This is a genomic window from Microbacterium sp. MYb54, assembly GCF_002979515.1.
Lineage (GTDB): Bacteria > Actinomycetota > Actinomycetes > Actinomycetales > Microbacteriaceae > Microbacterium.
The window spans coordinates 185,335-205,954 of the sequence record NZ_PCPA01000003.1 but is presented as its reverse complement, the minus strand read 5'-3'; the positions used below and the strand labels follow the sequence as shown (position 1 = coordinate 205,954).

General features: G+C 68.0%; 18 protein-coding genes and 1 riboswitch. Of the genes, 10 read left to right on the top strand and 8 right to left on the bottom strand.

Annotation, left to right across the window (positions count from 1 at the left end; translation table 11 throughout):
- The first annotated feature begins 68 nt into the window (after positions 1-68).
- Complete coding sequence (gene gdhA, locus CQ040_RS05155; RefSeq protein WP_105526685.1) at positions 69-1,439, top strand: NADP-specific glutamate dehydrogenase; 1,371 nt, start codon at positions 69-71, stop codon at positions 1,437-1,439.
- Between the two features lie 66 nt (positions 1,440-1,505).
- Here gdhA and CQ040_RS05150 read toward each other — a convergent pair whose 3' ends face one another.
- From CQ040_RS05150 to mfd, 3 genes are all read right to left on the bottom strand, one after another.
- On the bottom strand, positions 1,506-2,933 hold the full coding sequence (locus CQ040_RS05150; RefSeq protein ID WP_258131428.1) for an APC family permease: 1,428 nt from the start codon (positions 2,931-2,933) through the stop codon (positions 1,506-1,508).
- Between the two features lie 186 nt (positions 2,934-3,119).
- On the bottom strand, positions 3,120-3,746 hold the full coding sequence (locus CQ040_RS05145; RefSeq protein WP_105526686.1) for a gamma carbonic anhydrase family protein: 627 nt from the start codon (positions 3,744-3,746) through the stop codon (positions 3,120-3,122).
- Between the two features lie 34 nt (positions 3,747-3,780).
- A complete protein-coding gene (gene mfd, locus CQ040_RS05140; protein WP_105526687.1) occupies positions 3,781-7,356 on the bottom strand; it encodes a transcription-repair coupling factor in 3,576 nt (1,191 codons plus the stop codon).
- A gap of 77 nt (positions 7,357-7,433) precedes the next feature.
- On the opposite strand from mfd, the gene CQ040_RS05135 reads away from it, so the two are divergent.
- A complete protein-coding gene (locus CQ040_RS05135) occupies positions 7,434-8,003 on the top strand; it encodes a GNAT family N-acetyltransferase (RefSeq protein ID WP_105526688.1) in 570 nt (189 codons plus the stop codon).
- A gap of 17 nt (positions 8,004-8,020) precedes the next feature.
- Here the strand turns inward: CQ040_RS05135 and CQ040_RS05130 are convergent, their stop codons facing one another.
- The 4 genes from CQ040_RS05130 to CQ040_RS05115 all read right to left on the bottom strand — a co-directional run bounded on the left by CQ040_RS05130 (position 8,021) and on the right by CQ040_RS05115 (position 12,683).
- Entirely contained in the window at positions 8,021-9,208 is a 1,188-nt protein-coding gene (locus tag CQ040_RS05130) for a lipid-transfer protein (RefSeq protein WP_219844704.1), read from the bottom strand.
- On the bottom strand, positions 9,205-10,659 hold the full coding sequence (locus CQ040_RS05125) for a class I adenylate-forming enzyme family protein (protein ID WP_105526689.1): 1,455 nt from the start codon (positions 10,657-10,659) through the stop codon (positions 9,205-9,207). The genes CQ040_RS05130 and CQ040_RS05125 overlap by 4 nt, the downstream gene beginning before the upstream one ends.
- Positions 10,660-10,753: 94 nt before the next feature.
- Positions 10,754-11,872 (bottom strand): DUF5938 domain-containing protein, encoded by a 1,119-nt coding sequence (locus tag CQ040_RS05120; RefSeq protein WP_105526690.1) that lies wholly within the window; start codon positions 11,870-11,872, stop codon positions 10,754-10,756.
- 10 nt (positions 11,873-11,882) lie between these two features.
- Positions 11,883-12,683 carry an SDR family NAD(P)-dependent oxidoreductase gene (locus CQ040_RS05115; protein WP_105526691.1) on the bottom strand — a complete coding sequence of 267 codons (801 nt, stop codon included), beginning with the start codon at positions 12,681-12,683 and terminating at the stop codon, positions 11,883-11,885.
- Positions 12,684-12,837: 154 nt separating this feature from the next.
- Here CQ040_RS05115 and CQ040_RS05110 point away from each other — a divergent pair, with 154 nt between their 5' ends.
- The 7 genes from CQ040_RS05110 (at position 12,838) to CQ040_RS05080 (ending at position 18,480) form a co-directional block, all read left to right on the top strand.
- The gene (locus CQ040_RS05110) at positions 12,838-13,452 is read left to right on the top strand and encodes a TetR/AcrR family transcriptional regulator (RefSeq protein ID WP_105526692.1); all 615 of its coding nucleotides are present in this window, start codon (positions 12,838-12,840) and stop codon (positions 13,450-13,452) included.
- A 44-nt stretch (positions 13,453-13,496) separates the two neighbouring features.
- On the top strand, positions 13,497-14,360 hold the full coding sequence (locus CQ040_RS05105; RefSeq protein WP_105526693.1) for an Fpg/Nei family DNA glycosylase: 864 nt from the start codon (positions 13,497-13,499) through the stop codon (positions 14,358-14,360).
- Positions 14,361-14,439: 79 nt separating this feature from the next.
- A riboswitch (FMN riboswitch) is annotated at positions 14,440-14,584 on the top strand.
- Between the two features lie 63 nt (positions 14,585-14,647).
- Entirely contained in the window at positions 14,648-15,709 is a 1,062-nt protein-coding gene (ribD, locus tag CQ040_RS05100; protein ID WP_105526694.1) for a bifunctional diaminohydroxyphosphoribosylaminopyrimidine deaminase/5-amino-6-(5-phosphoribosylamino)uracil reductase RibD, read from the top strand.
- Positions 15,709-16,338, top strand: coding sequence for a riboflavin synthase (locus CQ040_RS05095; protein WP_105526695.1), 630 nt, complete (start codon positions 15,709-15,711; stop codon positions 16,336-16,338). Before ribD ends, CQ040_RS05095 begins: the two co-directional genes overlap by 1 nt.
- The gene (ribA, locus tag CQ040_RS05090) at positions 16,335-17,603 is read left to right on the top strand and encodes a GTP cyclohydrolase II (protein WP_105526696.1); all 1,269 of its coding nucleotides are present in this window, start codon (positions 16,335-16,337) and stop codon (positions 17,601-17,603) included. The genes CQ040_RS05095 and ribA overlap by 4 nt, the downstream gene beginning before the upstream one ends.
- Positions 17,600-18,073 carry a 6,7-dimethyl-8-ribityllumazine synthase gene (gene ribH, locus CQ040_RS05085; protein ID WP_028503763.1) on the top strand — a complete coding sequence of 158 codons (474 nt, stop codon included), beginning with the start codon at positions 17,600-17,602 and terminating at the stop codon, positions 18,071-18,073. Before ribA ends, ribH begins: the two co-directional genes overlap by 4 nt.
- A 53-nt stretch (positions 18,074-18,126) precedes the next feature.
- Positions 18,127-18,480 carry a Fe-S protein gene (locus CQ040_RS05080; protein WP_105526697.1) on the top strand — a complete coding sequence of 118 codons (354 nt, stop codon included), beginning with the start codon at positions 18,127-18,129 and terminating at the stop codon, positions 18,478-18,480.
- A 38-nt stretch (positions 18,481-18,518) separates the two neighbouring features.
- Here CQ040_RS05080 and CQ040_RS05075 read toward each other — a convergent pair whose 3' ends face one another.
- Positions 18,519-19,505: a LacI family DNA-binding transcriptional regulator gene (locus tag CQ040_RS05075; RefSeq protein ID WP_105526741.1), complete on the bottom strand. Its 987-nt coding sequence runs from the start codon at positions 19,503-19,505 to the stop codon at positions 18,519-18,521.
- 159 nt (positions 19,506-19,664) lie between these two features.
- Here CQ040_RS05075 and CQ040_RS05070 point away from each other — a divergent pair, with 159 nt between their 5' ends.
- Positions 19,665-20,582 (top strand): carbohydrate ABC transporter permease, encoded by a 918-nt coding sequence (locus CQ040_RS05070; protein WP_105526742.1) that lies wholly within the window; start codon positions 19,665-19,667, stop codon positions 20,580-20,582.
- The last annotated feature ends 38 nt before the right edge of the window (positions 20,583-20,620 follow it).

Below are 20,620 nucleotides of genomic sequence, written 5' to 3'. Positions count from 1 at the left end.
GGATCCGGCACAGCCTCACGCGACACGATCGCCTGCAACACCATCCCCCACCAGAAAGCTCCTTCCGCGTGACCGCTAAGACTCCCGCCGATTTCCATCCGCTCGCAGCCTCGGTGCAGCCCGTCTTCGACACGGTGCTCTCTCGCAGCCCCTACGAGCCGGAGTTCCACCAGGCCGTCCACGAGGTTCTGCACTCGATCGCGCCTGTCCTGGAGAAGCACCCGGAGTATGTCGACGGTGGCATCCTCGAGCGGCTCGTCGAGCCCGAGCGCCAGATCCTGTTCCGCGTGCCGTGGATCGACGACTCGGGCAAGCTCCAGGTCAACCGCGGCTACCGCATCCAGTTCTCCTCGGTGCTCGGTCCGTACAAGGGCGGGCTGCGCTTCCACCCCTCGGTGAACCTCTCCATCATCAAGTTCCTCGGCTTCGAGCAGATCTTCAAGAACGCGCTCACCGGTCAGGGCATCGGCGGCGGCAAGGGCGGCTCCGACTTCGACCCGCACGGCAAGTCCGACGCCGAGGTCATGCGCTTCTGCCAGTCGTTCATGAACGAGCTGTACCGCCACCTCGGCGAGCACACCGACGTTCCCGCGGGCGACATCGGCGTCGGCGGCCGCGAGATCGGCTACCTGTTCGGCCAGTACCGCAAGGTCACCAACCGTCACGAGTCCGGCATGTTCACCGGCAAGGGCACGGGCTGGGGCGGCGCCGAGGTGCGCACCGAGGCCACCGGTTACGGCGCGGTGTTCTTCGCGCAGGAGATGCTCGCCGTGCACAGCGACTCCCTCGCGGGCAAGCGCGTCGGCATCTCGGGCTCCGGCAACGTCGCGATCTACGCGATCCAGAAGGCCACCCAGCTCGGCGCGACCGCGGTGACGGCATCCGACTCCTCCGGCTACGTCGTCGACGACGCCGGCATCGACGTCGACCTGCTGCGTCAGATCAAAGAGGTCGAGCGCGCCCGCATCGTGGAGTATGCCAACCGCCGCCCGAGCGCCCACTTCGTCGAGGGCGGCAGCGTCTGGGAGGTCCCGGTCGACATCGCGGTGCCCTCCGCCACGCAGAACGAGGTCAGCCTCGCCGATGCCGAGGCACTGATCGCGAACGGTGTGCGTGCCGTCTCGGAGGGCGCGAACATGCCCTGCGTGCCGGATGCGGTCGACGCCTTCCAGAAGGCGGGCGTGCTGTTCGCCCCGGGCAAGGCCGCGAACGCCGGTGGTGTCGCGACGTCTGCCCTCGAGATGAGCCAGAACGCCTCCCGCCAGCGCTGGAGCTTCGGCGACAGCGAGAACAAGCTGCGCGAGATCATGGCCGACATCCACGACGCCGCATTCGACGCGGCAGAGCGTCACGACGTCGCCGGTGACTACGTCGCGGGCGCCAACATCGCGGGCTTCGAGCGCGTCGCAGCGGCCATGCTCGCCCAGGGTGTCATCTGATCCCTGAACAGACGCACGAGAGCCGCCTCCCTTCCCGGGAGGCGGCTCTCGTCGTGTGCAGCGGTGTTAGCTCTCGTCGACGGGCACCTTGACCACCTTGTTGTATCCGGTCACCGCCTGGTTCTCATCGAAGGCGACGACCTTCTTGCGGAAGCCCTTCGTGATGATGGCGAGGTAGATCAGCCCGATCGCCGTCCACACCAAGCCACCGCGCAGGGCGTCCTCGTGCAGGTTCGCCCAGAGCAGCCCCGTGAGGATCATGCCGATCCCCGGCATCACGATGAAGTTGAAGATGTCGCCGGGGGTCTTGCGGCGCCCCTTGCGGATCGCGAACCATGCGATCACCGAGATGTTGACGAACGTGAATGCGATCAGCGCGCCGAAGTTGATCCACGCCGCGATCAGTTCGAGCGTGAACGGGATCGCCAACAGCGAGATCGCACCGACCAGCACGATGTTGAACGTCGGAGTGTGGGTGCGCGGGTTGATGTACCCGAACGCCTTCTGCGGAAGCACGTTGTTGCGCCCCATCACCAGCAGCATCCGCGACACCGACGCGTGCGAGGCGAGACCCGAGGCGAGTGTCGCGCAGAACCCCGCGGCCGTCAGCACGGCCATCAGCACGGGCCCGCCGACCAGTTCTCCGATGACGGGCAGGGTCGAATCCTCCACGAACTGCATGTCGCCACCTGGTGCGAACTCGTTCCAGTCGGGGAAGCGCAGTTGCGTGAGGTACCCGGAGATCAAGAAGATCGCCCCGCCCAGCAGCACCGTGAGGAGGATGGCCTTCGGCATGATCTTCGGATCCTTCGCCTCCTCCGCGTACATCGTGACGGCGTCGAATCCGATGAACGAGAAGCAGACGATCGTCGCGCCCATCAGCACCGCGCTCATCGTCGCGCCGTCGTGGAAGAACGGCGTCATCGAGGCGATCGTGCCTGCCCCCTCTCCGCGCATGAGCTGCGCGACCACCATCACGACGAACACCGCCATCACGACGATCGAGAACACCAGCAGGATCATGTTCATGTTCGAGGTGCCACGCATGGTCAGGTAGATGACGCTCGTGACGAGGATGCAGTACAGCACCACCCAGATCCAGCCCGGGATCTCGGGGAAGAGCGCCTCCAGGTAGCTGCGGATGATGAGGCAGTTCACCATCGGCAGCAGCACGTAGTCGATCAGCGAGGTCCACCCGACCATGAAGCCCAGGTTCGGGTGGATCGACTCCCGCACGTAGGTGTATGCGGATCCGGCGCTCGGGATCGCACGGGAGATCTTGCCGTAACTGATCGCGGTGAACACCATCACGACCAGAGCGACGGCGTAGGCGGCAGGGACCACGTTGTCGGTGTCGCGGGCGACCATGCCGAAGGTGTCGAACACGACCGTCGGCGTCATGTAACCGAGCCCGAGCCCGACGATCGCCCACAGCCCGAGATTTCGTCTGAGCGTTCCTCCACCTTGCGCGAGCGGCTTCGTCTTCGTGGCCATGGGTACTCCTCAGGGGACAGCGCATGGGTCGGACTTCGGGTCGTCCGACGCTGAGCAACAGTATGGACCGGAGGTAATCGTCAGCGCTACGGCGAATCTGGCACGAAATGCGCATTTAACAATTCAAAAGCACACGCGATTCGAAGATGGGTGCGTCGGTTGCTGCGCCGATCGTCACCCGTGGCGCTACCGGTGGTGCGTCTGGTCGAGGCCCGAGTCGACGCTCACGTCGTGCGCATGCCGCGCGAGCGAGGTGCCGTAGCGCTCGGTCAGCTGCACCATCAGATCGGGGGTGTCCCGGTCGACGCCGAACACGTGCCCCGGGAAGTCGAGGTCGGGCTGTGCCGCCGCGATCTCCTGTTCGCGATCCGGGGAGTACAGCTTCGCCGGATCTCCCACGGCTACCCACCCGATCGGCACGACGGTGCCCTCCGGCAGCACCGCGCGGCGGAGCACGATCGCGTTGACGCGGATCTCGCAGCGTGGTCCGATCAGGGAGCCGTTGAAGAGCCGCGACCCCGAGGCGAGGAACGTCTCCTCGCCCACCGTCGCGCCGGCGATGCTCGAGAGCGTGCCGATCAGGGTGTGCGCACCGATGTGCACCGCGTTGGCCGCGGTCGCCCTGATGAGGGCGTTCTCCATCACGATGACGTGCTCGCCGAGGGTGATCGCCCCTCCTTCGGCGGTGATCACGGCGCCGTGCAGCACCTGGCAGCCCGGGCCGATCTCCACGTCGCCGGAGACGACGGCGGTGGGGGCGATGACGGCGGTGTCATGGACGCGGGGCCGAGCCCCGAGGTGCTCGTACAACATGCGGCCAGACTAGTCCTGCGACTGCCGCCGCGCGCTACTCGGCCTTCACCGGCTCGGGGAAGATCGCGGTGAAGAGCTGGCCGACCCACTCGAGCAGCGTAGCGTCGGTCAACGGCTCGAGACCGACGCCGACCGCGGCGGGGATGGTGGGCATCGGCACGACCAGCGCCTCTCCCCCGGCGACGAGCTTCGCCTTCGGGTACAGCCGCTGCAACCGCACCTTGATCGAGTCTTCGAGATGTGCCGGCGCGATGCGCAGGTTCGAGCCCATCACCACGACATCCGTCAGCCCTGCTCTGGCGGCACGGCGGCGCAGACGCGAGATCGCCAACAGCCCCTCGACCTCTTCGGGCGGAGTGCCGTACCGGTCGATGAGCTCCTCGATCACCAGGTCGATCGCGTCGTCCTTCGCCGTCGCCGCCGAAGCCGCCGAGAGCTTCTGGTATGCCTCCAGACGCAGTCGCTCGCTGTCGATGTAGTACTCGGGGATGCGGGCATCCAGCGGCAGCTCGAGTCGCAGCTCCTGCCCGGTCTCGACCTCGTCGCCGCGGAAGGTCGCGACGGCCTCGCCGATCATGCGCAGATAGAGGTCGAAGCCCACACCGGCGATGTGACCGGCCTGCTCTGCACCCAGCATGTTTCCCGCGCCGCGCAGTTCGAGGTCTTTCAGGGCCACCTGCATGCCCGAGCCCAGTTCGTTGTTGACCGCGATCGTCTGCAGACGGTCGGCCGCGGTCTCCGAGAGCGGCTTCATCTCGTCGTACAGGAAGTACGCGTAGGCGCGCTCGCGGCCACGACCGACGCGGCCGCGCAGCTGGTGCAGCTGGCTGAGGCCGTACTTGTCTGCACGGTCGATGATGATCGTGTTCGCGTTGGCGATGTCGAGGCCCGTCTCGATGATCGTCGTCGAGACGAGCACGTCGAACTTGCGCTCCCAGAAGTCGTCGACGACCTGCTCGAGCTGGTGCTCGCCCATCTGCCCGTGTGCGACGGCGATTCGGGCCTCCGGCACGAGCTCGGCCAACTCACTCGCCACGCGCTGGATCGACTGCACGCGGTTGTGGACGAAGAAGATCTGCCCCTCGCGCAGGATCTCACGACGGATCGCCGCGGTCATCTGCTTGTCGCTGCGGGGTCCGACGAACGAGAGGATCGGGTGCCGGTCCTCCGGCGGGGTCGCGAGGGTCGACATCTCCCTGATGCCCGTCACCGCCATCTCGAGCGTGCGCGGGATGGGCGTCGCGCTCATGGCGAGGATGTCGACGTTGGTCTTCATCTTCTTGAGCGTGTCCTTGTGCTCGACGCCGAACCGCTGCTCCTCATCGATGATCATCAGACCGAGGTCTTTGAAGATGACCTGGTCGGTGAGGATGCGATGGGTGCCGATCACCATGTCGACCGATCCCTCCAGGAGCCCCTGGAGGGTGAGCCGCGCCTCTTTGTCGGTCTGGAAGCGCGACAGCGGCTTCACCTTCACCGGGAAGCCGGCGAAGCGCTCGGTGAACGTCTCGAGGTGCTGCTTCACGAGCAGCGTCGTCGGCACGAGCATCGCGACCTGCTTGCCGTCCTGGATCGCCTTGAAGGCCGCGCGCACGGCGACCTCGGTCTTGCCGAAGCCGACGTCACCGGAGAGCAGCCGGTCCATCGGGATGGGCCGCTCCATGTCGGCCTTGATCTCGTCGATGGTCTGCAGCTGATCGGGCGTCTCGGCGAACGGGAAGGCCTCCTCCAGCTCGCGCTGCCATGGGGTGTCCGGTCCGAAAGCATGGCCCTTCGCGCTCATGCGGGCGGAGTAGAGCTTCACGAGCTCGACGGCGATGTCCCGAACGGCCTTGCGGGCCTTGCCCTTGGCCTGCGACCAGTCGCTGCCGCCCATCTTCGAGAGCGTCGGGGCCTCGCCGCCGACGTACTTCGAGAGGGCGTCGAGCTGATCGGTCGGCACGAACAGCTTGTCGCCCGGATAGCCGCGCTTGGAAGGCGCGTACTCGAGCACGAGGTAGTCGCGGATCGACTTGGTGGCGTTGCGGCCGCCGGTGGACACCTCGCGCTGAGTCATCTCGACGAAGCGGCCGATGCCGTGGGTCGCGTGCACGACGAAGTCACCCTGCTTGAGTTGCAGCGGGTCGACGACGTTCTTGCGACGGGACGCGAGCTTCTTGACGACACGCTGGTCGCCGCCGATCGTGCGGCCGTAGAACTCGTTGTCGGTGAGGACGGCGAGCTTCGCCTCCGCCACCTGGAAGCCGGCCTCGACCGATCCGGTGACCAGCGTCGCGACACCGCCCTCCGGTGCGTCGGTCAATGTCTCGACGACTCGTGCGGCAAGGCCGCGGTCGGCGAGCACATCGCGAGCCCGGTCGACCAGACCGTGACCGGCCGCGATCACCACCACCCGCCAGCCGTCGGTCACCTTCGCCTCGACGAAGGAGATCGCCCCGTCGACGTTGCCGTGGAAGGAGGGGATGACGGCGGCGCCGAGGTTCGCGGCATCGACATCGCCCTCGCCGAGCCCCGCGCCGAACGGACTCAGCCGCCACCACACACCTCCGCGGTCGCGCACCACCTCACGCAGCTCGGCGATCGTCAGGAAATCGCCGGCACCGAGGTCGATGGGAGCGGAGGCGCCGGATGTGGCCGCGCTCCAGGCGGCGTCGAGGAACTCGCGGTTCGTCTCGCGCAGGGTGATGGCGCGCGCTGTCGAGCGCTCGGGGTCGACGACGGCCGTGGCGCTGCCGGCAGGCAGATACTCGGCAAGGGACTTGAGCGGTCCGGCCACCGCGGGCAGCAGCGATTCCATTCCCTCGACCGGGATGCCCTCGGCCATCTTCTCGAGCATGCCGGAGATCGCCGGGAACGTGCCGACGAGCGCACGCGCGCGATCGCGGACGTCGGCCGTGAGCAGCAGTTCGCGCGTCGGAGGGAGGTCGACACCCGAGACATCGCCGGGGAGCGACCGCTGATCTGCGACCGAGAAGGCACGGATCTGATCGATCTCGTCGCCGAAGAACTCCACGCGGTACGGGTGCTCCGAGACCGGCGGGAAGACATCGAGGATGCCGCCGCGCACCGCGAACTCGCCACGCCGCGACACCATGTCGACCCGGGAGTACGCCCGCTCGACCAGTTGCTCGACGACACGGTCGAGCTCGTGGCCCCGGCTACCCGACGCGAGTTCGAGAGGGGCGATCTCGCCCAGGTTCCCCGCGATCGGCTGCAGTGCTGCCCGCACCGAGGCGATGACGACGAGGGGATGATCGCCCGACCAGTCCGCGATCCGACGGAGCGTCTGCAGGCGCTGACCGACCGTGTCGGGGCTCGGACTGAGCCGCTCGTGCGGAAGGGTCTCCCACGCCGGGAAGGTGAGGATGTCGGCGTCGGGCAGATAGGCCTGCATCGCCAGCGCGAGGCTCTCGGCTCGTCGACCCGTGGGTACGACGGCGAGGAGGGCCGCCGGGTGTCCCGCCGCGGTCCGATTCTCGAGCAGACCGGCGAGCGCCGGTGCGTCGAGTCCGTCGACCAGGCCGAGGTCGGCGTCGGTGTGCGCCCAGCTGAGGGCGTCACGGTACAGAGACGCCTCTTCCAAGGCGCGCAGAATCCCCGGAACAGTCACCGGATAAGACTAGTCGCGCCCACGGACACTCCGGCCCGCGCCCGTCGTCTCCGCTTCGGGCTCACTACTCTGTCGGGATGGAATCCGTCACCCTGACCACCGAACGACTCGTGCTGCGCGCACCATCCGAGGCGGATGTCGATGCGATCGCGAACGCGTGCCAGGACCCGGAGATCCCGCGGTGGACGACTGTCCCGAGCCCGTACACGCGCGGCGATGCCGAGTCGTTCGTGCGTCTCGTGACCGGCTCGTGGGCTGACGACTCGGAGTACGTGTGGGGCCTGCACGCCGACGGCGTCCTCATCGGCATGATCGGTCTTCACAACATCGGCGATCACTTCACCGGAAGGCACGCGGAGCTGGGCTACTGGGTCACAGCCGACGCCCGCGGCAAGGGGTACCTTCTCGAGGCCGCCCGCGCCGTGATCGACTGGGGTTTCACAGGGCTCGGACTCGCGCGAATCCGGTGGCAGGCCGTGGCGGGGAACATCCCCTCTGCGCGCGCCGCCCGTGCCCTCGGCTTCCGCTATGAGGGCCTCCAGCGCCAGGCCCTCACGAGTCCGCGTGGCCGCGACGACGGATGGATGGCCGGGCTGCTGCCGACGGATGACCGCACGCCGGTCGACTGGCCGATCCTCGAGGGCTGAGGGCGCGGTCAGGGCGCTCAGCCCTGACCGCCTCCGATCCGCTCGTACAGGGTCACGACACACGCGCTGCCGAGACCCAGGTTGTGCTGCAGCGCGAGCGTCACGTCCTCCACCTGACGCTCGCCTGCCGTTCCACGCAGCTGCCAGACCAGCTCAGCGCACTGCGCGAGACCTGTCGCACCCAGCGGATGCCCCTTCGACAGCAGCCCGCCTGACGGATTGGTGACGACCCGTCCGCCATAGGTGTTGTCGCCCGCGAGGATGAAGCGCTCGCTCGTCCCCTCGGGAGTGAGTCGCAGCGCCTCGTAGGCGAGCACCTCGTTCGTCGTGAAGCAGTCGTGCAGTTCCACGACCCGCAGATCGCGCGGGTCGACCCCCGACTGCTCGTACACGGCATCCGCGGCGCGCTGCGCGATCGACGCTCCGACCAGGGCCATGGCGTCTCCCTCGAACGTGTCTGCACGGTCGCTCGTCATGGCCTGCGCTCGAATGCGAACCGATGGGTCGATGCCGTGCGTCCGCGCGAAGTCCTCGGTGCACAGGACCGCCGCTCCCGCGCCACAGGTGGGCGGGCAGCACTGCAACCGCGTGAGCGGGCCGTGCACCGCCGGCGAGGCGAGCACCTCTTCCACCGTCACCGGATCACGGAACACGGCATAGGGGTTGGCGGCGGCGTGCCGGCGGGACTTCACGGTGATCTGTGCGAACACCGCTGGGTCCATGCCGTACTTCTCGGCATAGGCCGTCCCCGCGTCGCCGAAGAACTGTGCCGCCGGCGGAGCATCCGACTCCGGCCGGTGCAGCCGTCGCGACTCGGTGAACCGCCAGAGAGAATCCGGCCGGTCGCCGTACATGCTGCCGATCGCGCCACGCGCCATCTGCTCGAAGCCGACCACGAGCACGCAGTCGGCCGCGCCCGAGAGGATCGCCTGCCTTCCGAGCCACAGCGCGCTCGACCCGCTCGCGCAGTAGTTGTTGACGTTGAACACCGGAACCCCGGTCGTCCCGACCCCGTACACCGCGGTCTGCCCTGCGGCCGTATCGGCGTAGACGTATCCCGCATACACGGCGCCGACCGACTCGAGGCCGATCCCGGCATCCGCCAGCGCGGCGCGGATCGCGCGCTCCCCCATCACGTCGTAGGTCTCGGTGCGGGAAGGTGTGACGAAGGGGATCATCCCGACACCGGCCACGACGACGCTCACGAGACGACCTGCAGGCCGCGGCGGAGCGTGGGCTTGTCGATCTTGCCGACCGGATTCTTCGGCAGCTCCTCGAGGACGGCGATGTGCGTCGGGCACTTGAAAGCAGAAAGGATGCCGCGGACGTGGCTCGCCAGCAGTTCGGTGGACACCGTCGCACCAGGACGCAGCGACACGAATGCGACCGGCACCTCGCCCAGCACCGGATCGGGCGCCCCGACCACTGCGGCCTCGCGCACATCGTCGTGCGTGTAGAGCGCGTTCTCGATCTCTTTGGGGTAGAGGTTCTCACCCCCACGGATGATCATGTCCTTGATGCGGTCGACGATCTGCAGATAGCCGTCCGCATCGAAGCGTCCGAGGTCACCGGTGCGCAGCCAGCCGTCGACGATCGTCTTCGCGGTCTCCTCTGGTCGGCCGAGGTAGCCGGCCATGACGACGGGACCTGCGATGACGACTTCGCCCACCTCTCCGACAGGCACCTGCCGGCCGTCGCCGGCGATGACCGCGACCTGCTGCCCTGGCAGCGGAAGGCCGACGGTCCCCGGCTTTCGCACGCCGCGGAGCGGATTGATCGTCGACGCACACGTCGTCTCGGAGAGCCCGTAGCCCTCGACGATCGTGACCCCGAAGCGGCGTTCGAACCGTTCGATCAATTCGGCGGGCATCGGCGCTGCACCGCACACGGCGAATCGCAGCGAAGAGGTGTCCGGGCGCACGTCCTCAGGGAGCGACGAGAGCAGCGCGTAGATCGCCGGCACCGCCGAGAAGTAGGTGGGACGCAGCCGTTCGACGTCGGCGAAGAACCGGTCGCGCGAGAACCTTCCGGTGATGCTGACCTGCCCGCCGGCGCGCAGCGCCGACAGAGTGCCCAGCACGATGCCGTTCGCATGGAAGAGCGGGAGCACCAGCAGACTGTGGTCATCGGGACCGAGCTCGAACCACTCCGCGAACGAAGCGGTCATCGCGTCGAGGTTGGCGTGCGTGAGCATGACGCCCTTGGGGCTGCCGGTGGTTCCGCTCGTGTAGATGAGCAGCGCGAGGTCGTCTGCATCGAGAGCAGCGGGTTCGGGTGCGCCGCCACCGTCGGCCAGGTCGGAGACGAGCATCCTCGGCACACCGAGATCCGGTGCTCCCTCTTCCATGACGACAACAGCCGCACCTGCGTCGGCCACCTGATACATGGCTTCGGTCGGACCGAGCACCGGGTTGATGGGGGTGACCGCTGCGCCGAGCCGCCACGCCGCGAAGAGTGCGACGATCAGCTCGACGCGGTTGGGCAGAGCGAGGGCGACGACGCTGCCGGCCCGGATGCCGTGGTCGTACAGCGCACCGGCTGCGGCTTCCACCCGGGCGAGCAGGTCGGCGTTGGTGAGGGCGACCGCATCGTCGCGAAGGCTCGGGGCGGATGGCGCTTCGACAGCGCGGGTGGAGGGAAGCGTGGCGAAGTGCATGACTACTCCCGGGTGTTCCGGCGGGTGGCGAACGGATGGAGGACGGGGTGCCGCGCAGGGGACGCGGCACCCCTCTGGGGTGATCGAGGCGGGTTCAGACCCGCGTGATCACGGGTTCGGCGACGAGTCCGAATGCCCGCAGCTGTCCGAGCAGCTCACGGTGTCCGAACGCCTGGCAGGCCGAGGCGAAGCCCACCCGATGCGGTCGCTGCTGCATCAGTGAGAACGCCGCGAACGCCTGCAGGAGACCCGTCTGCTTGTAGTTGCTGTTGCCGTGGATGACCACGTGCGAGCGACCGAGCGGACCAGAGGCGTGCACCGAGTCGACCGAGCGGTTGACCCGTGGGTTCTCGCGCGGCGGCATGCTCGCCTGGAGTCCTGCCGCGATGTCGGCGAGGGCCTTCTCCTGGGCTTCCGGCTCGAGCGGACGGATCTGCTCCTCGAACATCTGCACCGTCTGCCCGACGTTCTCCATGATCGCGCGGTTGAGCACCCCGCCGATCGCCCGGACGCTCGACACCCGCGGGTCGTTCTGGAACCAGATCGGATGCGACATCCCGCCCCACGGCACGGCGACTGCCTGCTCGTGGTAGCCGGGAACGGTCACGTCGAACGCGGACAGATGGTCCCAGGGAACGAGCTGATTCTGCTCCAGGTAGAACCAGTCCGCTTTGAGGATCGTGAAGATCGTCTGGGTGGAGGCGAAGGTCGGCAGCCCCTTCCAGAAGACGAGGATGTCGAGCGAGTCGTACCCGCCCGGCTCGAGTGCGATGTTGGCCGCGATCTCGCTCGTCGTGTACATGTGCGCGACACCGGGCGCGAGCAGGATGTTCTTCGCGGCGAACTGCGCACCCCAGCGGTCGCGCGCCGACAGCACCCAATCCTGCTCCCCGGTGGTGTCGAGATAGTCGGCGCCGATCTGCAACGCGGCCTCGACGACCTCGGGGCCGAACTTGATGAAGGGCCCTGCGGTGTTGCAGATGACCTTCGCACCGTCGAAGGCCTCGACCAGCGCGGCCGCGGTGTTCTCCACTCCGATGATCTCGTAGTCGGCCGTCTCGATCCCCGGGATCTTCTCGACGACCTCGCGCACTCGATCCGCGTCGCGGCCGGCGGCCACGAACGGCACCCCCAGCTCCCGCAGGTACTCGCAGATCAGTCGGCCGGTGTATCCGCTCACGCCGTAGACGACGACAGGCTTGTCCGTACCCATGATGTTCCCCTCACATCCCCATCGCGCCGTCGATCGACAGCGTCGTTCCGTTGACGAATGCCGCATCCGACGACAGCAGGAAGGCGATGCCCGCTGCGATGTCGTCTTCGGTCGCAAGCCGCCCCGACGGGGTGAGCCCGACGACCGCGGTGACCGCATCCTGCGCAGAGGGGAACAGTCCGAGGCGCTCCATGTCGCCGGCGAGCTGGGCTCCCATCGCGTTCGGGACGAGCCCGGGACACACCGTGTTGACGCGGACGCCGTAGCCGAGCCGCCCCGATTCCGCGGCCGCGACCTTGGTCAGTCGCTCGACGGCGGACTTCGATGCGGAGTAGGCCGCGATTCCGGGGAACGCGATCGTCGCGGCGACCGAGGCGATGTTCACGATCGCCCCGCCGGTTCCCGTGCCGTCGTCCTGCCGCATCCCACGGAAGGCGTGCTTCACACCGAGTGCGGTGCCGAGCACGTTCACATCCAGGATCTTGCGCAGGTTCGCGGGGTCGAGATCGACGAACAGGTCGGAGATCTCGATGCCGGCGTTGTTGACGAGAGCGTCCAGGCCGCCGAGATCCGTGCGGACCTGCTCCATCGCACGACTCCAGGAAGCGTCGTCGGTGACGTCGAGGGCGACGAAGCTCGCGTTGCGCCCGTCGGCGGTCAGTGCCGCTGCGGCGGCGGCGCCGGCAGTCGCGTCGACGTCGGCCAGGACGACGGATGCTCCCCTCTCGGCGAGCAGCTGCGCGGTGCGCAACCCCAACCCCTTCGCGCCGCCGGTGATCAGGGCCCGAGTCCCCGTGAGATCAGTGGTCATGTCGATCTGTTCCTTTCGTCGTTGAAAGCGATGGGGACAGCAGATCAGAAAACTGGACACTTGACAAGGAAAACTTGGACGACTGTTCAAATCAGTCGATCTCCGGTGCTCACAGGGCGTATGATCGCTTCACATCCCGACCGGAGGAGGCCTGATGAGCGATGTCGTGACGCGCGCGGAGAAGGCAGGGACCGACAAGTTCGCCGCCCGTCGGCGCGAGCTCGCCGATGCCGCGCTGACCGCGATCGCCGAACGCGGCTTCGCCCGCACCGGCCTGCGTGATGTCGCCGCCCATACCGAGCTCTCCCACGGACTCCTGCACTATTACTTCGAGGACAAGGACGACCTGATCGGTCAAGCGATCTGGCAGTACAAGTCGGAATGCGCGCGTCGCTACGACCCGATCGTGGAGTCGTCGCAGACCGGATCCGAGCTGGCCGAACGATTCGGCGCCGAGATGGCCGCGACGCTGCGCGATGAGGCCGACATGCACCGGCTCTGGTACGACCTGCGCAACCAGGCGCTGTTCGATGCAGGCTTCCGCGACACGATCATCGCGATCGACGCCCTCCTCAGCGACATGGTGTGGGCCGTCGTCGAGCGCTTCTCCGCCCTCGAAGGACGCACTCCCGTCGTCGATCCGTCTTCGGCGTACGCACTGTTCGACGGAATCTTCCTCAATGCCCTGATCGCGTATCTTCGTGGCGACCTGGAGGCCGTCGAGCATCTGCGCGCCGCCAGCATCCGTCTTCTCCTCAGCGCCGTCTGAGCTGCCGCTGGCCCAGTGTCGACGGCGGATGGCAGGATGAACGCATGCCCGAGATGCCGGAAGTGCAGGGACTCACCGCCTTCCTCGGCGAGCGCGCCGTGGGTCGGACCATCACCAAGGCGACCGTCGCAGCGATCGCCGCGCTGAAGACCTACGACCCGCAGATCACCGCGCTGCAGGGTGCCACGATCACCACGTCCGCGCGTCTCGGCAAGTTCGTCGTACTCACCTGCAGCGACGAGTTGCACCTCGTGTTCCACCTGGCGAAGGCCGGGTGGCTGCGCTGGTACGAGACGCTCCCCACGACGCTCATCAAGCCGGGCAAGTCACCCATCGCCCTGCGCATCGCTCTCGATGACGGCAGCGGGTTCGACCTCACCGAAGCGGGGACCAAGAAATCGCTCGCCGTCTACGTCGTGCGCGATCCGCAGGAGGTACCGGGCATCACCCGGCTCGGTCCCGATCCGCTCGACCCCTCGTTCACCCGCGAGGCGTTCGCCGCGCTGCTCGACGATCGGCGGATGCAGATCAAGGGGCTGCTTCGCGATCAGGCGGTGATCGCGGGCATCGGCAACGCCTACTCCGACGAGATCCTGCATGCCGCGCGCATGTCGCCGTACGCGATCGCCGGAAAGCTCGACGATGCGGAGATCGACCGCCTGTTCGAGGCCATGCGCGAGACGCTGACCGAGGCGGTCGCCGAAGCCTCCGGCAAGCCGCCCGCCGATCTCAAAGACGCCAAGCGCCGTGGGATGCAGGTGCATGCCCGCCGCGGAGAGGCCTGCCCGGTGTGCGGCGACACGGTGCGCAGCGTGTTCTTCGCCGATCGTTCGCTCGAGTACTGCCCCACCTGCCAGACCGGCGGCAAGGTGCTCGCCGACCGGCGGCTCTCGCGACTGCTGAAGTGACGGCTACCGCTTCTCCGTGCTGCCTGTCCATGTCTTGGAATGAAATGTGTCCAGACGCGTTGAGTACACTCAGAGCAACAACGTGCTCCGGGGTCGGTGAGAATCCGAACCGGCGGTGACAGTCCGCGAGCGTCTCGAGAGATCGGGATGCCGATCCGGTGGAATTCCGGGACCGACGGTGATGTGAGGGAGACCTCGCTAGTCCGGAAGGGAGGCAGCACGAGGCGCATACGTGCGTCCGTTCCGCCACCCCCTCTCGCCCCTGGAGCCTCAGAGGAGGACGACGGATGGCAGTGAACGCGGCAGAGCGCAGCGCGATGGACCGCGCGCTCCAGCTCGCCACCCGCGGACCGCGCGGGGCGAACCCGCAGGTCGGCGCGGTCATCCTCTCCCCCGACGGCACGGTCCTCGCGGAGGGCTGGCACCACGGCGCGGGCACCCCGCACGCGGAGGTCGACGCGCTCTCGAAGCTCGCCTCGGGTGCTGCCACCGGTGCCACAGCCGTCGTCACCCTCGAGCCCTGCAACCACACCGGACGTACCGGACCCTGCGCTGTCGCGCTCATCGAAGCCGGTGTCTCGCGCGTGGTCTACGCGCTCGATGACCCAGGGGTCGCCTCGGGCGGCGGCGCCGAACGGCTGCGTGCCGCCGGCGTCGACGTCGAGGCCGGCGAGCAGGCGGATGCCGCGCAGGCTCTGATCGACGGCTGGCTCACGGCCCAGCGTCTCGGGCGCCCGCACATCACGGTCAAGTGGGCCCAGAGCCTCGACGGCCGTGCGGCCGCCGACGACGGATCGAGCCAGTGGATCACGGGACCGGCCGCCCGCGCCGACGTGCACCGCCGCCGCGCGGAGGCCGACGCCATCGCGGTCGGCATCGGGACCGTCCTCGCCGACGATCCTGCCCTCACGGCGCGCGACAGCGACGCCCTGCTGCCGCACCAGCCGATCCCGGTGATCATCGGGTCACGGCCCACTCCGGCGGATGCCGCGGTGCACCGGCATCCGCACACCCCGCTGTTCTTCGACACCCACGACCTGCATGCGGTCGTGGCAGACCTGCACGCCCGCGGTGTGCAGAGCCTGTTCGTCGAGGGCGGTCCGACGCTCGCCAGCGCCTTCATCGAGGCGGGGCTCGCCGACCGCGTGCTCGCCTACATCGCCCCTGTGCTGCTCGGCGGGCGCCGACTCGCCCTGACCGACATCGGGGTCGGATCCATCGACGAAGCACGCCGCCTGACCGTCGAGGAGTGGGTGCCCCTCGGCGACGACCTGCTCGCGATCGCGCACCCTGTCCAAGTCACAGATCCTCAGAACGACACAGATCCTCAGAACGAAGGAGCCGCCTGATGTTCACCGGAATCATCGAGGAGATGGGCGAGATCACCGCGATCGCACCCGCGGGCGACGGCTGGCGCCTGACCGTGCGCTCCCCTCGCGCCGCCGCGGATGCCGTGCACGGCGAGTCCATCGCCGTCTCGGGCGTCTGCCTGACAGTGGTCGGCTCGACCTCCGACACCTTCGACACCGACGTGATGAAGCAGACGCTCGACGTCGCCGCGATCGGGTCGGCATCCATCGGCACCCGAGTGAACATCGAGAAGGCGATGCCGGTCGGCGCGCGGCTCGGCGGACACATCGTGCAGGGCCATGTCGACGGCGTCGGCGACGTGCTCGAGGTGCGACCGGGCGCGCAGTGGAGCGTGCTGCGCATCAGCCTGCCGACCGACCTCGCCCCGCTCGTCGTCGACAAGGGTTCGATCTCGGTCGACGGCACCTCCCTGACCGTGAGCGCCGTCAGCGCCCCCGCCGACCCGTCCCCCTGGTTCGAGGTCTCCCTGATCCCGGAGACCCTCGCCGCGACCACCCTCGGCATGCGCGCGGTCGGCGACCGCGTGAACCTGGAGACCGACATCCTCGCCCGTCACGTCGAGCGCCTGCTCGCGTTCCGCGCCGCACCGGAAGGAGGCTCGCGATGAGCCTTTCCACGATCCCCGAGGCCCTGGACGCGCTGCGCGCCGGGCGTCCCGTTCTCGTCGCCGATGACGAGAACCGCGAGAACGAGGGCGATGTGATCCTGTCGGCCGAGCTCGCGACCCCGGAGTGGGTGGCCTGGACGGTGCGGTGGTCGTCGGGGTTCATCTGCGCCCCGATGCCCACCGACCTGGCCGACCATCTGAATCTGCCGCCGATGGTCGCCGCCAGCGAAGATGCCCGTTCGACCGCCTACACGGTGAGCGTCGATGCGGCCCACGGCGTCACGACCGGAATCAGCGCCCACGATCGGGCCCACACGCTGAACGTGCTGGCGAACCCGGACTCGACGTCGACGAGCGTCATCCGCCCCGGTCACGTGCTGCCGCTGCGCGCCGTCGACGGCGGCGTGCGTGAGCGCAGCGGTCACACCGAGGCAGCTGTCGAGCTCATGAAGCTCGCCGGTCTCCACCCGGTCGGTGCGATCGCCGAGGTGGTCGCCGAAGACGGCAGCATGATGCGTCTTCCTGGCCTGCTCGAACTCGGCGCCCGCGACGGCGTGCCCGTCATCACCATCGAGCAGCTCATCGCCCACCTCAACGAGATCGACCCGGAGGGCGCGACATCCGGCGCGCACCGCGGCCGCCGAGTGAGCCTGCGCGCCGACGCCACCGTGCCGACAACGCACGGCACCTTCCGCTTCCTCGCCTACAAGGATCGCGTCACCGGCACCGACCACATCGCGGTCGTCTCGGGCGAGCCCGGCGACACCGCTCTCGTGCGCGTGCACTCCGAATGCCTCACCGGCGAAGCGTTCGGCTCGCTGAAGTGCGAGTGCGGGCCGCAGCTCGACGCCGCGCTCGACGCGATCGAGAAAGAGGACGGCATCGTGATCTACATGCGCGGCCACGAGGGACGAGGAATCGGCCTCATCAACAAGCTGCGCGCCTACAGCCTGCAAGAGGAGGGGCTCGACACGGTCGACGCCAACCTCGCGCTCGGACTGCCGGCGGATGCCCGCGACTACGCCGCGGCTGCCGGGATCCTCGCCGACCTGGGCGTGTCGAAGGTGCGTCTGCTCACGAACAACACCGACAAGGTCGAGCAGCTGCGCGAACTCGGGCTCGACGTGATCGAGCAGGTGCCGCTGATCGTCGGCGTCGGACCGAACAACCACCAGTACCTCGAGACCAAGCGTGACCGGATGGGTCACATCATCGGCGAAGCGGCCCTCGCAGAGGCGCTCGCCCACGGAAGGGACGAGAAATGAGCGGCGCAGGAGCACCCGAGACCGGGAACATCGACGGACGCGGGCTGAACGTCGTCATCGTCGCCGGCACCTGGCACGAGACGATCTCGAACGGCCTGATCGCCGGCGCGGAGCGGGTGCTGGATGCGGCGCAGGCCACCCACCGCCTGGTGCGAGTGCCCGGATCCTTCGAGCTCGCGATCGCCGCGCAGGCGGCATTCGCCGGCGGAGCGGACGCGGTCGTCGCTCTCGGCGTGATCATCCGCGGCGGGACCCCGCACTTCGAGTACGTGTCGGCGGCGACCACCGACGGCCTCACCCGCGTCGCCCTCGATGCCGGCAAGCCGGTCGGATTCGGCGTGCTCACCCTCGACGACGAGCAGCAGGGCCTCGATCGTGCGGGTCTCGAAGGCTCCAAGGAGGACAAGGGTGCCGAGGCAGCCGACGCTGCACTGCGCACGGCCCTCGTGACCCGGGAGCTGCGCGGCTGAGGTCAGCCTGCCCTTGCTAGCGGCAGACCTCACCTCACTCGTACGGTGAGTGCATGGAGACTCTCCGCCACGTCGTCGTGTTCATCCACCTCATCGGCTTCGCCGTGCTGTTCGGCGCCTGGGCCGCGCAGGCGTTCGGCGGCAAGCGCCAGATCACGAAGATCATGGACTACGGCCTCGCCATCGCGGGTGTCGCTGGCCTCGCTCTCGCCGCACCGTGGGGTATCGAGTACGACCTGAACTACGTCAAGATCGGCGTCAAGCTGGTGGTTCTGCTCGTCATCGGCGCCCTGCTGGGCATCGGTTCCGCGCGTCAGAAGCGCGGCGAGACCGTGCCGCCCGCAGTGTTCTGGCTGATCGGCATCCTGGCGCTCCTGAACGCGGGCCTCGCCGTCATCTGGCGCTGAGCCTCAGCACTCCCCGGCACTCAGCGCTTCCGCGGCACTCAGCGCCTGCGCGGCGCCGCCGTGCTCTCGCGCACGATGAGCTCGGTGCCCACGAGCGGTGTCTGCTGACGCTCGACCCCGTCGAGCTCGGCGAGCAGCGCGTCGACCGCGAGCGCCCCCACGCGTTCCGGATGCTGCTGCACGGTCGTCAGCGGCGGCCACAGCTGTGCGGCATCGGGCAAACCGTCGAACCCGACGATGCTGACGTCTTCCGGCACGTCGCGCCCGACCTCGCGGAAGGCGCGCAGAACGCCGATCGCCATCTGGTCGTTCGCTGCGAAGACGGCGGTGACTCCGTCGATCTCCCGCAGTTCGACACCGGCCTCGTAGCCGGATGACGCCGTCCAATCCCCCGCGAGCGGCTCCGGTACCGCCCGCCCGTGCTTCTCGAGGGTCTCCCGCCACGCCTCGCGGCGACGCTCGGCGGAGTACGAGCGCGCGGGACCGGTGACGTGCCATACCGTGTCGTGGCCGAGTTCGAGCAGGTGCTCCGTCGCGAGCCGTGCGCCCTGGGCCTGATCGGTGTCGACGAACGGATGCGTCTCGCCGCGGTTCGAGTCGACGAACACGACCGGAAGCGCCTCCGGGATCTCGATGTCGGCCTCGTCGAGCTGATGCGCCTCGATCACGATGATGATGCCGTCGACCGCGTGCTCTTCGAGCCGTCGGAACGCGCCTGCCACGGTCTCTCCGGCGCTCGATTCGACGGGGATGAGGGTGAGGGCGTAGCCGAGCTGCGCGGCGCGCACCGCGATCGCATCGAGTGTGCGCTGATTGCCGTACGAGCTGAACGAGAACATCACGACGCCGATCGTGCGGAAGCGCCCTGACCGCAACGCGCGGGCAGCACTGTTGGGGCGGTACCCGAGGCTGTGCATGGCCGCCTCGACGCGCTCGCGTGTGGCGGCGCCGACATAGCCTCTGGCGTTGACGACGCGAGAAACGGTCTGGCCGGAAACACCCGCCTCACGGGCGACGTCTTCCATCGAGGGCTCACGTCGACGCGTCGGCGCCTCTGTCGGATGCTCTGGGATCACGATCACCCATCCCCTCATATGTTGACGTTGACACACTACCAGTCGATCCAATATGTTGACGTTGACACACGGCGCACGATGCGCCCGGATCTTGAGAAGGACTCGTCGATGACGACTGAAATCCCCGCTGCCCTGGGTGCCCGCGGCATCCGGCGCCGCGACAAGCGCGACTGGAAGGGCTGGGCCTTCGTCGGCCCGTTCATGGTCGTCTTCGCCCTGGTGTTCCTGACACCCCTCGCCTATGCGCTCTACCTCAGCTTCTTCCAGGAGAAGCTCATCGGCGGGACCGCGTTCGTCGGGCTGGACAACTACGTCCGTGCGCTCACCGACCCGCAGTTCTGGGAGGCGTTCGGCCGCGTGCTGATCTTCCTCGTGGTGCAGGTGCCGATCATGCTGCTCCTCGCCCTCGGTGCGGCCCTCGCCCTCGACAGCGCCCGCCTGCGCGGAGCATCGTTCTTCCGCATCCTGATCTTCCTGCCCTATGCCGTGCCCGCCGTGGTGGCGGTGCTGATGTGGGGCTACATCTACGGCGACCAGTTCGGCCTCACGAGCAACATCAACGACTTCCTCGGCGTCGATGCGATCACCCCGTTCGCCAAGGAGTGGATGCTGCTCTCGATCGGCAACATCGTCACGTGGGAGTTCGTCGGCTACAACATGCTGATCTTCTACTCCTCGCTCAAGACGATTCCGACCGACATGTACGAGGCGGCATCTCTCGACGGCGCCGGGGCATGGCGCACGATCTTCTCGATCAAGATCCCGTCCGTGCGCGGCGCACTCGTGATCGCGACGATCTTCTCGATCATCGGCAGCTTCCAGCTCTTCAACGAACCCAACATCCTGCGCCCGCTCGCCCCGAACGTGATCACCACGTTCTTCACCCCGAACATGTACGCGTACAACCTGTCGTTCGCCGGGCAGCAGTTCAACTACGCCGCGACCATCGCCATCATCATGGGCGTCATCACCGCGGTCATCGCCTATGTCGTGCAGCTGCGCGGCTCGAAGTCTGAGGTGCGCTGACATGGCACTCCCCCTCGCCCGTTCCTCGCGCACGCGTC